Genomic DNA, 14,121 nt, shown 5'->3' with positions numbered 1-14,121 from the left:
CAAGCAAATCACATGAAGTTCACCACCTACCTGCGCGACGGCGCAACGCGCCTGGCCCTCGTCGACGGCAACGACCTGATCGACCTCAACGACGCCGACGCGCAAGCACCGGCCGACCTGCGCGTAGCACTGCGTGCCGGCACCGACCTGCAGGCCGCCGCGCGCCGCGCACTCGAAGCCGGCACGCGCCAGCCGCTGAAGGCCGCGAAGCTCGCTCCGCTCGTGCCGGAGCCGGGCAAGATCGTCTGCCTGGGCCTGAACTACTTCGACCATGCCAAGGAAGGTGGTCGTGAGAAGCCGGACTATCCGTGGTTCTTCTTCCGCGGCGCGAGCTCGCTGATCGCGCATGGCGATGCGGGCGTGGTGCCCACCGTGTCGTCGAAGTTCGACTACGAAGCTGAACTCGCAGTGGTCATCGGACGCAAGGTTCCTCGCCACACCAAGGAAGCCGACGCGCTGCAATACGTCTTCGGCTACAGCTGCTTCAACGACATGAGCGTGCGCGACTACCAGAAGCGCACGCCGCAATGGACCATCGGCAAGAACTTCGACGGCACCGGTGGCTTCGGCCCTGTGCTGGTGACCGCCGACGAACTCCCTGCGGGCGCCGTGGGCCTGAAGATCCAGGGCCGTCTCAACGGCGAGGTGATGCAGGACGCGAACACCACCGACATGATCTTCAACGTGGCCGAGACCATCGCGCTGCTGGCCGACGTGCTCACGCTGGAGCCCGGCGACGTGATCGTGATGGGCACGCCCGCGGGCGTCGGCCAGGCTCGCACGCCTCAGGTCTGGATGAAGGCCGGCGACACCTACGAAGTCGAGATCGAGCGCATCGGCGTGCTGTCCAACCCGATCGTGAACGAGGCGTCATGAGCGAAGCCGTGTTCGACGTCGCGATCGTCGGCTACGGCCCGGCCGGCCAGGTCGCCGCCGGGCTGCTGGGCCAGCGTGGACTGAGTGTCTACGTCTGCGAGCGCCTCGTCGATGTCTACCAGATCCCGCGCGCCATCGCGCTGGACCACGAGATCATGCGCGTGTTCCAGCAGTTGGGTGTCGCCGAAGCCGTGCAGCCCTTCTGCGAGCCCTTCACCAACTCGGAGTACTTCGGCGTCGACGGGCAGCTCATCCGGCGCATGACCATGGTCGAGCCGCCCTACCCCCAGGGGTACACGCCTTCGATGGTGTTCACGCAGCCGGCGGTCGAGCGCACCCTGCGCGAACGTGTGACGAAGATGCCGAACGTCGAAGTCGACCTCGGCGTGGAGATGCTGCGCATCGACCAGGATGCGGACGGCGTCTCCCTCGCGATCGACAGCCCCGGCAAGGGCACGAAGACCGTTCGGGCGAAGTACGCGATCGCATGTGACGGCGGATCGAGCGCGGTTCGCACGCAGCTCGACATGCCGCTCGAAGACCTCGACTTCGATGAGCCGTGGCTCGTGGTGGACGTTCTGGTCAACGAGCGCGGCCTCGCCAAGCTGCCGCCGGTCAGCGTGCAGTACTGCGAACCCGAGCGGCCCTGCACGATCGTGATCGGCCCGAAGAACCATCGGCGTTGGGAAATCTCGTTGAAGCCCGGCGAGGATCCGCGCGAGGTCGAGAAGGCCGAAGAAACCTGGAAGCTGCTGGCGCGTTGGCTGACGCCCGAGGACGGCGAGCTGTGGCGCCAGGCCAGCTATCGCTTCCACGCGCTGGTCGCTGCGGAATGGCGCCGGGGCCGGGTCTTCCTGGCGGGCGATGCGGCGCACATGCAGCCGCCGTTCCTTGGCCAAGGCATGTGCCAGGGCGTGCGCGATGTCGCCAATCTCACGTGGAAGCTCGGCGCGGTCCTCGCAGGTGACGTGCAAGGTGCGGCTGCCGATGCGCTGCTCGACAGCTACGGCGTCGAACGCAAGGCACACGTGCGTGAACTCACGAGCCGGATCAAGGGCGTCGGCGCGGTGATCTGCGAGCGCGATGTCGAGAAGGCCCGTGGCCGCGACACACGCATGCTTGCCGAATGCGGAGGACAAGTCCGCGACACGCCGCGCCAGGACATCCTGCCTCGACTCGAAGGTGGACTCCTGTCGAAGCACCCGCATGCCGCGCGCGGAACGCTTTTCCCGCAACCCTGGCTTCGCACGAGGACGGGCAAGCAGCGCATGGACTCGGCTTTCGGCAATGGCTGGCGCCTCGTGCTGGCCGATGCCGCGGCGTTCAGGGCCACCACGAGCGTGCCTCCCGGCCTTCAGGTCGTCGACCTCGCATCGACGCCGGAGGTGGAAGGCGTCGCAGCCAACTGGCTCCAGCGCAACGAATGCACCGCGGCACTGGTGCGCCCCGACAACTACGTCTTCGGCGTCGCTGCTTCAACCGATGCGATTGCCGGGCTGCTCGAGGAAGCCGCCGCAACGCTCGGACTCACGCTCGCCTGCCCCGCATAACGACACAACGAACTAGGAGACACACACAATGAATCGACGCCAATTCACCCTCTCGGTCAGCGCTGCGGCGCTTTACTCCACCACCTTCGCTGCCTCGGCGCAAAGCTGGCCCGACAAACCGGTCAAGTTCGTGCTGTCGCAACCGGCCGGCTCGGGACCCGACGCCATGGCGCGAATGATCAGCGACCAGTTGTCGAGAAAGTGGAATCAGCCGATCGTGGTGGAGAACAAGCCGGGCGGCCAGAACGCCATCGGCGCGCAGGCGGTCTCGCGGGCCGCGCCGGACGGCTACACCTTCTACTTCGCCACTGCGGCGGCGCTGGTCACCAACGTCTACCTCTTCAAGAACCTGCCCTACGACCCCAGGAAGGACTTCGTTCCGGTGGGCATGGTGGGCAAGGTGCCGTTCGCGATCTCCGTCAATGCAAACTCGAAGATCAAGTCGCTCCCGGATCTCGTCGCCTACGCCAAGGCCAACCCCGAGCGGCTGACGATGGCCAACGAAGGCCCCAAGACCTTCAGCGGAATGATGACGCGCCTCGTCGCCGCGCAGCTCGGCATCCAGGTGAATTCGGTGCCTTATGCATCGGTGTCCGCTGCCGTCACCGACACGGTCGGCGGGCAGACCGAAGTGCTCATCAGCGACGTTCCTTCGATCGCACAGATGGTCAAGTCCGGAAGACTGCGACCGATCGCAGTGACCACGGCCAAGCGCATCGCGGGCTGGGAAAACGTCCCGGCGCTTGCGGAAACCCTGCCCGGCTTCGACTACGCCGGCTGGATCGGCATCGTCGCGCCCGCACGCACCCCGGTGGCGGTCATCCAGCAGCTCAACCGCGATCTCGATGCCGTGCTGAGCGACAAGGACATGGCAGCGCGCCTGCTCGACATCGGCCCGATGACCGAAGGCGCGGGCACGGTGGACCAGATGGCGACCTACCTGGCCGCCGAGCACTCCCGCTGGGCCAAACTCACGACCGACCTGAACATCCTTCCGGAATAGGCGGCGGCGCCGGCGCCGATGCCGGCGAGGTGAGGCATGAAAGCCGCTGTGTTCGCGGCATTGGATTTCCGCTTGCGACGATAAGCTGCCCCGCATAGGTCACTTGCGACAGCCACTCGTCATGCCCACCTCCTCTTCTGCCCTCGGGCTGCCCTCCAGTTCCGGCAGCCTCGATCCCGACGACTGGCGCGCGGTGCGGGCGGAGGGTCACAGGATGCTCGACGACATCCTGAACTACCTCGAAGACATACGGGAGCGGCCCGTCTGGCAGCCAGCGCCGGACGCTGTCCGTGAACGGTTCCGCGCACCGCTGCCTGCTGAAGGCAGCGACCTTCAGGACGTCCACCAGAGCTTCATGCAGGACATCCTGCCCTACGCCGTGGGCAACGCGCATCCGGGCTTCATGGGCTGGGTCCATGGCGGCGGCAACGTCGTCGGAATGCTCGCGGAGATGCTCGCCGCAGGGCTCAACGCCAATCTCGGCGGGCGCGACCACATGCCGATCGAAGTCGAGAAGCAGGTCCTGCGCTGGGTCATCGAACTGTTCGGGTTCCCGAAAGACGCGAGCGGCCTGTTCCTGACCGGCTCGTCCATGGCCAACCTGATCGGCGTGCTGATCGCAAGGACCAGCGCCTTGGGCGACGAGGTGAGGCGACGGGGCGTCGCGCGGCTTTCGTCCGGCCTTGTCGCCTACACCTCCGCACGGGCGCACGGGTGCATCGCGCAAGGGATGGATCTCGCCGGCCTGGGACGCGACCACCTGCGCGCCATCCCCGTGGACGCCAAGGGCCGGATGAACCTGGCGAGCCTCGCCGCCGCCGTGGCCATCGACCGCGCGGCGGGCCTCACACCGTTTCTCGTCGTCGGCACCGCCGGAACCGTGGACACCGGCGCCATCGATGACCTCCACGCCATCGCACGCCTGGCGCGGCGCGAGCGGATGCACTTCCACGTCGACGGCGCGTTCGGCGCCATGGCGATGCTCAGCCCGGCGCTGGCGGGACGGCTGCGCGGCATCGAATTCGCGGACTCGATCGCGTTCGACTTTCACAAGTGGCTGCAAGTCCCGTATGACGCGGGCTTCATCGTGGTGAGGGATCGCGAACTGCATCTGCGCACCTTCGCCACGCATGAAGGCACCTATCTCAGCCGTGGCGATCGGGGCATGTCCGCCGGTTCGCCCTGGCCTTGCGACTTCGGCCCCGATCTGTCGCGCGGCTTTCGCGCACTGAAGACGTGGTTCACGATCAAGGTCCATGGCGCCCAGCGCCTGGGCGAGATGATCGCCCACACCTGCGAACTTGCGCAGCAGCTTGCACAACGCATCGGCGAATCGCCCGAGCTCGAATTGCTGGCACCGGTGTCGCTCAACATCGTCTGCTTCCGCTTCGTGGGCCGGTACGGCGCCGAGTGCAAAAGCGAGATCCTCGATCGACTCAACCGCGATCTCGTCGTCGCCCTGCAGGAGTCCGGCGTGGTGGCACCTTCGTCGACGGTGCTCGATGGACGCTTCGCGATCCGCATCGCGCTGTTCAACCACCGCACGACCATGCAGGAGATCGACGCCCTCCTCGGCGCGACCCTCGCGCTTGGCCGCTCACTGAGCGCATCTTCATCCGCTGCCGAGACAGCCGGCTCCACACCATGAACGCCATCCACGAAGCCGCGACCACCATCGCGGAATCCTCTTCACCGACCTTGATGAGCCTGCGCACGCTGATACAGGCGGCGCACTTGAACCAGGACCTGCGCCCTCTCGGCGCGGAACTGATCGCGCGCGTCCAGGCGCACCCCGATGACGCCTATGCGCTGATGGATCTGTCGCTCGTGCTGCAGATGCTCGGCGATCACGCGCTGGCCATGAACGTGCAGGCGGAGGCGCTCCAGATGCAGCGGCTCTATCACGTGGTAGCGCCCAGCCGCGGCGAGGTTCGCCTGCGCGTGCTGGCAATCATGGTGTCCGGCGACCTGATGTCGAACACGCCGCTCGAATGCCTTCTGCACGACAGCGACATCGCACTCGATGCGCTCTACGTCACGCCGGACAAACCGCTGCCCGACGCCGTGCCGGAGCATGACGTGCTGTTCATCGCGGTGGGCGAATCCGACCGCACGCAGCCGGTCCTCGAACATCTTCGCGAGCTCGCAGCGATCTGGCCGCGCCCTGTGCTGAACATGCCGGAGCGCGTGCAACGACTCTCGCGCGACGCGGCCGCTTCGGTGCTCGCCGGACTGCCGGGCGTCTGCATGCCGATCACATCGCGTGTGGACCGGCAGGCGCTCGACGATGTCGCGCATGCGCGAAAGGAACTCTCGCTGGTGTTGCCGGACGGATGCTTTCCAATCATCGTGAGGCCCCTGGGCTCACACGCCGGCAAGGGCCTTGAAAAGATCGACGACCCGGCTGCCCTCATCGACTATCTCGCGCAAAGCACCGCTTCCGCGTTCTACGTCTCGCGCTTCATCGACTACCGCAGCGCGGACGGCCAGTTCCGCAAGTACCGGATCGCCCTCATCGAAGGATGCCCCTACGTGTGCCACGTGGGCATCTCCGATCACTGGATGATTCACTACCTCAACGCCGGCATGACGGAGAGCCAGGCGAAGCGGGACGAGGAAGCGGCCATCATGCGCGACTTCGACCACGGCTTTGCGCTGCGCCACCGTAGCGCCCTGGCGTTGATCCAGGAGCGCATGGACCTCGACTACCTCGGCCTGGATTGCGCGGAGACTCCAGCAGGCGACTTGCTCGTGTTCGAGGTCGACACGGCGATGGTGGTGCACGACATCGATCCAGTCGACCTGTTCCCCTACAAGCAACCGCAGATGCGCAAGGTGTTCGACGCATTCAGGACGCTGCTGGTCCATGCCAGCGAGAGAGAGCATGCGGAGTGATGCCCCTCCGGGCGGGCTCTTGCCATCGACCCGGGAGTTGCTCGTCAGCGGTGGGGACCACCGCATCGCGCTCGACCCGGCGACGGGTCGGAACCCCTACGGATGCAGCCCTGTCGCGACATCGAATCAGGTGCCCTTCGGCTCGTCGACGTGCTCGGGCATTTCGCCGCTGGCGCTGGCCGTCGTCGATGCGCTTCGCGAGCGCCTCGCCAGTGGCCTCGCATGGAGTTCGCCTGCAGAACTCTACCGGCAGGAGATGGACCGGTTGCGCACCGAGCTGCTCCAGTTGTGCGGCATCGATGCCGCTTCCGGCACGGGACTCGTTTTCGCGGCGTCAGGCACGGACGTCCATCTTCTTGCGGCACGGGTGGCTTGCGATGGCGAGACCGACAGACCGCTCGCAGTGATCACGGCGGGGCAATCCGAAAGCGGCAGCGGCGTACGTGCGGCATTGGCCGGGCGGCATTTCAGCACCTGCAGTGCACTCGGCCGCCCTACGGTGCCCGGCGAGATGCTGGTCGATTCATGCGAATGCGACATCCTCGACGTGCCGATCCGCACGCCCGACGGCACGCCACGCGATGCGAAGCTTGTCGATGCAGAGATCGGAATGCTCGTCGAACGTGCTGTGGGCGCGGGTCGCCGCGTGCTGCTTGTGCTGATGGACGTTTCCAAGACGGGATGCATCGCACCGGGGATCGCCTCGGTCTTGGCGCTGCGTCGACGCTGGGGTTCTGCGGTGCAGGTGCTGGTGGATGCCTGCCAGTTCCGGATCGAACCGGTGACGCTGCAGGCCTATCTGCGCCACGGCTGGATGGTCGCGGTGACCGGCTCGAAGTTCCTGACCGGCCCACCGTTCTCCGGCGCGCTCATGCTGCCGCCCACGCTCGGTGCTGCGCGCCGCACGCGCCCTCTTCCACCTGCACTGCGCGCCTACTCCGCGCGCGAGGAATGGCCGCGCGACTGGCCCGGCGCCGAGGCCCTGGAGTCGCATGCCAACTTCGGCCTGCTGATGCGCTGGCAGGCAGCGATCCATGAACTGCGAGCCTTCCAGGCGGTTCCTCCACAGCTGACGCGCGACATCCTGCGGCGATTCGCGACAGCAGTGCAGATGCGGCTGTCTCGCGATCCGTGCTTCGAGGCCCTGCCCGTGCCTGCACTGGACCGCACTGCGCTTGGTGCCCTGCCGACCTGGGACGACATCCAGACCATCCATCCCTTTCTGCTGTACCGGCCGACGCCCGGGGGCGAGCGGATTCCGCTCGGCCGCGACGAAACCGCGGACATCCATCGCCGCATCGCCGCGACGTCGCCGGATTGCGGCGAATGGGCCTACCAGGTGGGTCAGCCGGTGGGTTGCGCCCTGCGCCTCTGCATGAGTGCGCGGCTGGTGGTGCAGGCCGCCCGCGATCGCGACCTGGGTGCCGGCGTCATCGCGCAGGCGATGGCATGCCTGGACAAGATCGCCGCGTTGGCTTCGGGCCCGGTGCCGCGAATTACGCGGCAGCCGCAGGCCCTCGGCACCTAGCCTCACTCTCAAACCGCCGCCTTCAGCAGGTCTCCCAAGCCCACGCGATGCAGCATCTCGGCGCGGATGCGATCGACGACCGCGAAGCTCACGTCGGCGCCGTCCTGCGTCGGGTCGTAGGTGACGCGGAACGGCCGTTGCCCTGCCGGCGCACCCACGATGTCGACGATGCGGTCCGCAACGCCCTGAACGTCGGCATCGTCCGGAACGATCTCGGCGAAAGCCTTCTGAACCTGGTCGCCGAAGCCCTTGTACGGCCCGTCGGCTTCGTATTGGGCAAGCCGTGCCGCGTCGGCCGGGTGGCCGGCATTGGCAAAGTGATTGGTGCCCTTGGTGAAGGCGCCGGGGACGACGATGCTGGTTTCGATGCCCCAGCGCGCGAGTTCGCGGGCGTACTGCACCGCCAGCGCGTCCATCGCAGCCTTGGCGGCGAAGTACGGCGCGAGATACGGCGGCGTGCCGCCGGCCACGCTCGAACTCGACACCCACACCAGCAGGCCCTGGCGCGCAGTGCGCATGTGCGGTAACGCCGCCCGGTTGACCCGCTGGGTGCCGAGCACGTTCACGTCGTATTGCTGCGCGAACTGTTCGGGCGTGAAGCTCTCGGCCGGCCCGAACATCATGTGGCCGGCGTTGTGCACCAGCACGTCGATGCGGCCGCTCTCGGCGACGATCTTCGCGACCGCAGCCTCGGCCGAACTGTCCGACTGCACGTCCAGTTCGATTGGGCGGATGTCACTGCCCGGGATGGCGGCCATGGCCGCCGCGTTCCCGGCGTTGCGCCCCGCGACATCGCGCATGGAAGCGTAGACGGTGTGGCCGGCGCGCGCGAGGGATTCGGCAGTCAGTCGGCCGAAGCCGCTCGAAGCACCGGTGATGAGGATGACCTTGCTCATGATGATGTTCTCCTGATGGGTAGGTTGCAGACTCAGACCATGCCGCCGTTCGCACGCAGCACCTGGCCGTTGATCCAGGCGCCGTCGGGGCCGGCGAGGAAGGCAACGGTGTTGGCGATGTCGGCCGGGGTGCCGAGGCGCTCCAGTGGGTTCGCCTTGGCCAGGCGGCCAATCAGTTCGTCCGACTTGCCGCTGAGGAACAGATCCGTCGCGGTCGGGCCCGGCGCCACGGCGTTGACCGTGATCGAGCGGCCACGCAGTTCCTTCGCGAGGATCGCGCTCATCGTCTCGACGGCGGCCTTGGTGGCTGCGTAGACGCCGTAGGTTTCGGGCTTCAGCCCGACCACGCTGCTCGAGAGGTTCACTATGCGGCCCCCGTCGCGCAGGCGCCGTGCGGCCTGGCGCAGCGTGTTGAAGGTGCCCTTGAGGTTGATGGCGATCTGGCTGTCGAACAGCGCGTCATCGCTGTCGGCCAGCGAGGCCAGCTTCATGATGCCGGCGTTGTTGACCAGCACGTCCACCCCGCCGAACGCGGCGTCGGCGGCGTCGAAGATCCGGGCCACGGCGGCCGGGTCGCTCACATCGGCCTGCGCGGTGATGGCGCGCCCGCCTGCAGCTTCGATCTTGCTAACGAGCTGCTCGGCTTCGGTGGCCTTGCCCGCGAAGTTGAGGACGACGGTGAAACCGTCACTGGCGAGACGTTCTGCGATGGCGGCTCCGATGCCGCGGGATGCGCCGGTCACGATGGCGACTTTTTGCTGGGTGCTCATGGCATTTGCTCCTGGAAGTTGCACCGCGTTCTTGCGGTGTGACGTAACTATCTCAATTCGCGCTCCAGAGATAATCAGTCCAAATTGCACAGGACTGTTTACCCACAACGAACAAAGCGATTGGAGAAGCCATGGACCGGTTTGACGCAATGCGCCTGTTTGCCCGCATCGTGGAGCGGCGCAGCTTCACGCTCGCCGCCAATGACATGGAGATCCCGCGCTCCACGGCGACCAAGGTGATCGCCGAGCTGGAAGCGCGTCTCGGCGTGAGGCTGCTGCAGCGGACGACACGTGTCGTGCGGCCCACGCTGGACGGCGAGGCTTTTCACCAACGCTGCCTGCGCATCCTCGACGACGTGGAAGACGCCGAAGGCGCCTTCAAGGGCGTCCAGGCCAAGGGGCAGTTGCGCATCGAGGTCCAGGGCACGCTGGCGCGCCATTTCCTGCTGCCGGGCCTGCCCGCCTTCTTCGAGCGCTACCCGGACATCCAGATCGCGATGAGCGAGAGCGACCGCTGGGTGGACCTCGTGCAGGAAGGCATCGATTGCGCCCTGCGCTGGGGGCACCTGCGGGACAGCGAGTTGGCCGCGCGCCAGGTCGCCATCCTGCATCGGCTGACCTGCGCCACGCCGGCGTACCTGGAGAAGTTCGGCACGCCGGCCACGATCGACGATCTTGGCGGGCATCGCGTCATCGGTCTTCGCTCGATCACGACGGGACAGGTGACGCCGCTCGAGTTCCACAAGGGCAAGGAGCTGCAGTCACTCTCGCTTTCCGGCGTGCTCACGGTCACAGGCACGGAGAGCTATCTGGCGGCCATCCGTCTCGGTCTGGGTCTTGCCCAGGTGCCGCGCTTTCACGTTGAGGACGATCTGAAGGCTGGCCGCCTCGTCGAGATCCTCGCGGACACGCCGCCGCCCTCGGCCCCTGTCTCGCTGCTCTATGCGCGCAGCCGTCAACTGTCGCCGCGCGTGCGCGCTTTCATCGACTGGGCCGCCGGAGAGTTCAGGCGACACGAAGCTCCGCAGCACGCCATTGTTTCCCGGCATTGAACACCGCTGTTCCAACAGCAGCGTTTTTAGACGGGTGATCAGCCTCAAACTCTCATCCCATACGGAGGCTGTAATGAATACGACGTTGAACTTCATCCTGGCTGGCGCAGTGACCCTGACCTGCGCGGTAGGCGTTATTGGCGGAGAGGCCGCAAAGGGCGAGTTGCGCCTCGTCGAGGCTGCCACGTCGATCAGCGCGGGTTCCGGAACGAGCGAATTGCTGGCGAGTACCCCGACCGCAGTCGCCACGGTCCGCTGATACACCCCAACCTTTCACGACGCCGCTGGTTCGCGCACGACCCGCTCGATATAGGCCATCGCCACACGCGCCATCGGTGATGGCGTGCGGTTCTGCAACCTGACGATGGCGAGCTTGGTGTGCAACGAAGCCGGCGTCTTCATTCGCAACGCCATCAACCTCCCGGCAGCGAGGTCATCCTGCACCAGTGATTCGGTAGCCGCCAGCACGGTGTCGCTGGAGAGCGCCACCGACCTCAGGATCGCAAAGTTGTCGCATTCGAGCGCAAGGTTGGGCAGCTGCTCACCGGGAGTTCCAAGGAGCGCAGCGAGCCGTTCCTTGAGCCCGATAGGCGCCTTTGCCGCCGCGACACCCATTTGCCAGGCCTCGGCCAGCGTGCACGATCGCGCGGCCAGCGGGTGGCGCGCCCGCACGTAGAAGCCGATCCGCTGCCTCGGCAACGCCTGCACATGCAGTGCAGGGTCTTGCGGCAAGTCGGTGGTGTCCGCCACGAAGAATTCGATGTCTTCCGTGCGCAACCGCTCCAGCAGATGCTTCCAGTTGCTTTCCTCGACACGCAGCGTGACGCGCGGATGCGACTGGCGCAGCATCGAGATCACTTGCGGCATGAGATCGACCGCGGGGATCGGCCCGCAACCGAAGGCGGCTTCCCCGATCTCGACGTCGAGATAGAGGTTGACGTCGCGTTCCAGGCTGCGCGCGTCGAGTAGCAGCGCCCGCGCCCGCGGGATGAAGAATTCGCCCGCCGGGGTCAGTCGCACCTCCGTTGCATCGCGATCGAAAAGCCTCGCGCCCACATCAGATTCCACCGACTGGATGCTGCGGCTGAACGCGGGCTGGCTCAGGTTCACCCGCTCCGCGGCGCGGCCGAAATGCAGTTCGTCGGCCAGGGTCACGACATGGGAGAGTCGGCGCAGATTCATAGACGAGGGACGTTGCAGAACTTGCATTGCACGCCGGCGAAGTATGCATTGGACGAATCGATGGGGCAACTTTAGATTCCGCCCACACAAACGGAGACATCGACATGCAAGCCGCCCAAGCCGCCATTCCATTGGCCGAACTCAAACTGGCCACCTTTTCCACTGCCGCTTCGGATTCCGAATCGTGGCCTTTCGCAGTCACGCGCTGCACGCCCACCATCGGCGCCGAGATCGAAGGCGTCGACCTCGGCCAGCCGCTGGACGACGCGACCTATCGCGCATTGCGACGGGCGCTGCTGAAGTTCAAGGTGCTTTTCTTCCGCGACCAGAAGATCACGCCGGCCCAGCACGTCGCGGCCGCGCGCCGCTTCGGCGAGCTGGAAGTGCACCCCATGTTCCCGCACCACCCGGACCATCCCGAGCTGGTGGTGTTCGGCCGCGACGGCACGCGCCGTGGCACCGAGAACATCTACCACTCGGATGTCTCGTGGCGCGAGATTCCCTCGATGGGGTCGATGCTGCGCTGCCTGACCTGCCCCGAAGTCGGCGGCGACACGATCTGGGTCAACATGGCGGCCGCCTATGCCAACCTGCCCGATGACGTGAAGGTGCGCATCGCGCGGTTGAAGGCGGTGCATGACGCCATGCCGCTCTTCGGCCAGACGCTGACGCCCGAGGCCTACACGCAAGTGCGGAAGGACTACCCGCCGATGGTCCATCCCGTGGTCCGCACCCATCCGGAGACCGGCGAAAAGATCCTCTACGTGAACGAAGCGTTCACGATGCATCTGGCCAACTACAGCGACGAGAACCCGTTCCGCATCGGCTCCGACTTCCGGTACGGCGAGATGGAACTGTTGCAGTTCCTGATGCGCCAGGCGGCCGCGCCCGAGTACCAGGTGCGCCTGCGGTGGAAGCCCGACACCATCGCGCTCTGGGACAACCGCTCCACGCAGCACTACGCGGTGCAGGACTACTTCCCCGAGCCGCGGCACATGAACCGCGCCACGATCATCGGCAACCGCCCCGTCTGAGAGGCCAAGCCATGACCTCGCGTTACCAACCTGCCAAGGCTTGGGGCATCACGGCGCTGCTCGTCGTCTTCATGGCGATCAACTTCGCCGACAAGATCGCCGTGGGCCTGCTGGCCGTTCCCATGATGAACGAGCTGCAACTCTCGCCGACCCAGTTCGGCCTCGTGGGCAGCAGCTTCTTCTGGCTCTTTGCCATCGCCGGAATCGGCGGCGGCTTTCTCGCCAACCGGGTCGCGACGACCGGCCTGCTGCTGGCGATGGGGCTTCTGTGGTCCGTGCTGCAGATCCCGATGGCACTTTCCTCCAGCCTGGCGCTGCTGGTGCTGGGCCGGGTGCTCCTGGGCATCGCCGAAGGCCCGGCCTGGCCGGTGGCGGTTCACGCCTGCTACAAGTGGTTCCCCAACGAAAGGCGCGAACTGCCGGTGGCCTTCCTGGCGCAGGGCGGCGCGATCGGGCTGCTGGGCGCGGGCATCGTGATGCCGCTCGTCACGGCGCACTGGGGCTGGCGTGCCAACTTCTATCTGCTGTCGGTGCTGGGGTTCGCCTGGGGACTGCTCTGGATCGCTTTCGGCCGCGAGGGCGATGGCGGCCAAGCCGAACTGGCATCGGCCGCAAGCTCGGCGCGCGCACCCTACCGGCGCATCCTGCTCGAACCCACCGTGCTGGCCTGCTTCGGGATGAAGTTCGTCTCCTACTGGGGGCTGGCGCTCATCCTCACGTGGCTGCCTGTCTACCTGCAGCGCGGGTTGGGCTACGACAGCATCGTGGCGGGACGCCTCTACGCCGCGGTGGTCGCCGTGGGCATGCCGATCAGCATCCTGGGCTCGGCACTGGTGCGCCGGTTGCTGGCGCGGGGCGTATCCACCCGCAATGCCCGTGGCCGAGTAGCCGCCGCCGCGGTTGCACTCGGTGGTGCCGCCTTCGCACTGCTGCTGGTCGCCGACTGTCCGCCAGCGGTGCGCGTGGGCCTGATCGGATTCACGCTCGGCATCACGCAGGTGATGTACGCCGTCGGCCCCGCCCTTCTTGCGGAAGTCACGCCGGCCTCGCAGCGCGGCGCGGTCCTCGCCATCGACAACTCGATCGCTTCAGTGGCGGGCGTCATCGCGCCTCTCGTCAGCGCCTTCCTGATCCAGGGCATGAGCGGCGCGCGTGGCTACGAAGCCGGCTTCGCGCTGTGCGGTGTGCTGATGCTGGTGGTGGCCGCCTGCGGCGCACTGGTGATCGATCCCGCAGCTGCAAGCGCCCGGATCCGCGGAGCGCAGGCGACCCCATCACACGACCCACCGACGGCCCGATCCGCTCGCGCCGCCTGATCGCAACCTTCCGACCGAA

13 protein-coding genes are annotated in these 14,121 nt (G+C 66.6%); 10 read left to right on the top strand and 3 right to left on the bottom strand.

From position 1 onward, the window contains the following. Window positions 1-12 precede the first annotated feature (12 nt). The 6 genes from FHW64_RS12310 to FHW64_RS12285 all read left to right on the top strand — a co-directional run bounded on the left by FHW64_RS12310 (window position 13) and on the right by FHW64_RS12285 (window position 7,852). Window positions 13-876, top strand: coding sequence for a fumarylacetoacetate hydrolase family protein (locus FHW64_RS12310; protein ID WP_184526521.1), 864 nt, complete (start codon window positions 13-15; stop codon window positions 874-876). Continuing rightward, window positions 873-2,426, top strand: coding sequence for a bifunctional 3-(3-hydroxy-phenyl)propionate/3-hydroxycinnamic acid hydroxylase (locus FHW64_RS12305; RefSeq protein ID WP_184526519.1), 1,554 nt, complete (start codon window positions 873-875; stop codon window positions 2,424-2,426). Before FHW64_RS12310 ends, FHW64_RS12305 begins: the two co-directional genes overlap by 4 nt. 28 nt (window positions 2,427-2,454) lie before the next feature. After that, complete coding sequence (locus tag FHW64_RS12300; protein WP_184526517.1) at window positions 2,455-3,429, top strand: tripartite tricarboxylate transporter substrate binding protein; 975 nt, start codon at window positions 2,455-2,457, stop codon at window positions 3,427-3,429. Between the two features lie 121 nt (window positions 3,430-3,550). Beyond that, window positions 3,551-5,077, top strand: a complete 1,527-nt coding sequence (locus FHW64_RS12295; RefSeq protein ID WP_260303785.1) for a pyridoxal-dependent decarboxylase — start codon at window positions 3,551-3,553, stop codon at window positions 5,075-5,077. Continuing rightward, entirely contained in the window at window positions 5,074-6,324 is a 1,251-nt protein-coding gene (locus FHW64_RS12290; RefSeq protein WP_184526515.1) for a RimK family alpha-L-glutamate ligase, read from the top strand. The genes FHW64_RS12295 and FHW64_RS12290 overlap by 4 nt, the downstream gene beginning before the upstream one ends. Further along, the gene (locus FHW64_RS12285; protein WP_184526513.1) at window positions 6,314-7,852 is read left to right on the top strand and encodes a hypothetical protein; all 1,539 of its coding nucleotides are present in this window, start codon (window positions 6,314-6,316) and stop codon (window positions 7,850-7,852) included. Before FHW64_RS12290 ends, FHW64_RS12285 begins: the two co-directional genes overlap by 11 nt. A gap of 8 nt (window positions 7,853-7,860) precedes the next feature. On the opposite strand, the gene FHW64_RS12280 is transcribed toward FHW64_RS12285, so the two are convergent. Then, complete coding sequence (locus tag FHW64_RS12280; RefSeq protein ID WP_184526511.1) at window positions 7,861-8,748, bottom strand: SDR family oxidoreductase; 888 nt, start codon at window positions 8,746-8,748, stop codon at window positions 7,861-7,863. Window positions 8,749-8,780: 32 nt separating this feature from the next. Then, on the bottom strand, window positions 8,781-9,518 hold the full coding sequence (locus FHW64_RS12275; RefSeq protein ID WP_184526509.1) for an SDR family oxidoreductase: 738 nt from the start codon (window positions 9,516-9,518) through the stop codon (window positions 8,781-8,783). 131 nt (window positions 9,519-9,649) lie between these two features. Here FHW64_RS12275 and FHW64_RS12270 point away from each other — a divergent pair, with 131 nt between their 5' ends. Both FHW64_RS12270 and FHW64_RS12265 read left to right on the top strand, forming a co-directional pair. Then, on the top strand, window positions 9,650-10,570 hold the full coding sequence (locus tag FHW64_RS12270; RefSeq protein ID WP_184526507.1) for a LysR family transcriptional regulator: 921 nt from the start codon (window positions 9,650-9,652) through the stop codon (window positions 10,568-10,570). A gap of 73 nt (window positions 10,571-10,643) precedes the next feature. Beyond that, window positions 10,644-10,829: a hypothetical protein gene (locus FHW64_RS12265; RefSeq protein ID WP_184526505.1), complete on the top strand. Its 186-nt coding sequence runs from the start codon at window positions 10,644-10,646 to the stop codon at window positions 10,827-10,829. Between the two features lie 14 nt (window positions 10,830-10,843). Here FHW64_RS12265 and FHW64_RS12260 read toward each other — a convergent pair whose 3' ends face one another. Then, window positions 10,844-11,752, bottom strand: coding sequence for a LysR family transcriptional regulator (locus FHW64_RS12260; RefSeq protein WP_184526503.1), 909 nt, complete (start codon window positions 11,750-11,752; stop codon window positions 10,844-10,846). A 104-nt stretch (window positions 11,753-11,856) separates the two neighbouring features. Here FHW64_RS12260 and FHW64_RS12255 point away from each other — a divergent pair, with 104 nt between their 5' ends. Continuing rightward, entirely contained in the window at window positions 11,857-12,786 is a 930-nt protein-coding gene (locus FHW64_RS12255; RefSeq protein WP_184526501.1) for a TauD/TfdA family dioxygenase, read from the top strand. Between the two features lie 11 nt (window positions 12,787-12,797). Further along, complete coding sequence (locus FHW64_RS12250) at window positions 12,798-14,102, top strand: MFS transporter (protein WP_184526499.1); 1,305 nt, start codon at window positions 12,798-12,800, stop codon at window positions 14,100-14,102. Window positions 14,103-14,121 lie beyond the last annotated feature (19 nt).

This window comes from Variovorax sp. Sphag1AA (genome assembly GCF_014192575.1).
Classification (GTDB): Bacteria; Pseudomonadota; Gammaproteobacteria; order Burkholderiales; family Burkholderiaceae_C; genus Variovorax.
Note: the sequence above shows the minus strand (reverse complement) of the source record. Positions and strands in the feature narration are given on the sequence as shown.

Bases quoted from the DNA above. Each gene is read 5' to 3' on its own strand.
- FHW64_RS12310 (WP_184526521.1), top strand. From the start codon at position 13: ATGAAGTTCACCACCTACCTGCGCGACGGCGCAACGCGCCTGGCCCTC.
- FHW64_RS12305 (WP_184526519.1), top strand. From the start codon at position 873: ATGAGCGAAGCCGTGTTCGACGTCGCGATCGTCGGCTACGGCCCGGCC.
- FHW64_RS12300 (WP_184526517.1), top strand. From the start codon at position 2,455: ATGAATCGACGCCAATTCACCCTCTCGGTCAGCGCTGCGGCGCTTTAC.
- FHW64_RS12295 (WP_260303785.1), top strand. From the start codon at position 3,551: ATGCCCACCTCCTCTTCTGCCCTCGGGCTGCCCTCCAGTTCCGGCAGC.
- FHW64_RS12290 (WP_184526515.1), top strand. From the start codon at position 5,074: ATGAACGCCATCCACGAAGCCGCGACCACCATCGCGGAATCCTCTTCA.
- FHW64_RS12285 (WP_184526513.1), top strand. From the start codon at position 6,314: ATGCGGAGTGATGCCCCTCCGGGCGGGCTCTTGCCATCGACCCGGGAG.
- FHW64_RS12280 (WP_184526511.1), bottom strand. From the start codon at position 8,748: ATGAGCAAGGTCATCCTCATCACCGGTGCTTCGAGCGGCTTCGGCCGA.
- FHW64_RS12275 (WP_184526509.1), bottom strand. From the start codon at position 9,518: ATGAGCACCCAGCAAAAAGTCGCCATCGTGACCGGCGCATCCCGCGGC.
- FHW64_RS12270 (WP_184526507.1), top strand. From the start codon at position 9,650: ATGGACCGGTTTGACGCAATGCGCCTGTTTGCCCGCATCGTGGAGCGG.
- FHW64_RS12265 (WP_184526505.1), top strand. From the start codon at position 10,644: ATGAATACGACGTTGAACTTCATCCTGGCTGGCGCAGTGACCCTGACC.
- FHW64_RS12260 (WP_184526503.1), bottom strand. From the start codon at position 11,752: ATGAATCTGCGCCGACTCTCCCATGTCGTGACCCTGGCCGACGAACTG.
- FHW64_RS12255 (WP_184526501.1), top strand. From the start codon at position 11,857: ATGCAAGCCGCCCAAGCCGCCATTCCATTGGCCGAACTCAAACTGGCC.
- FHW64_RS12250 (WP_184526499.1), top strand. From the start codon at position 12,798: ATGACCTCGCGTTACCAACCTGCCAAGGCTTGGGGCATCACGGCGCTG.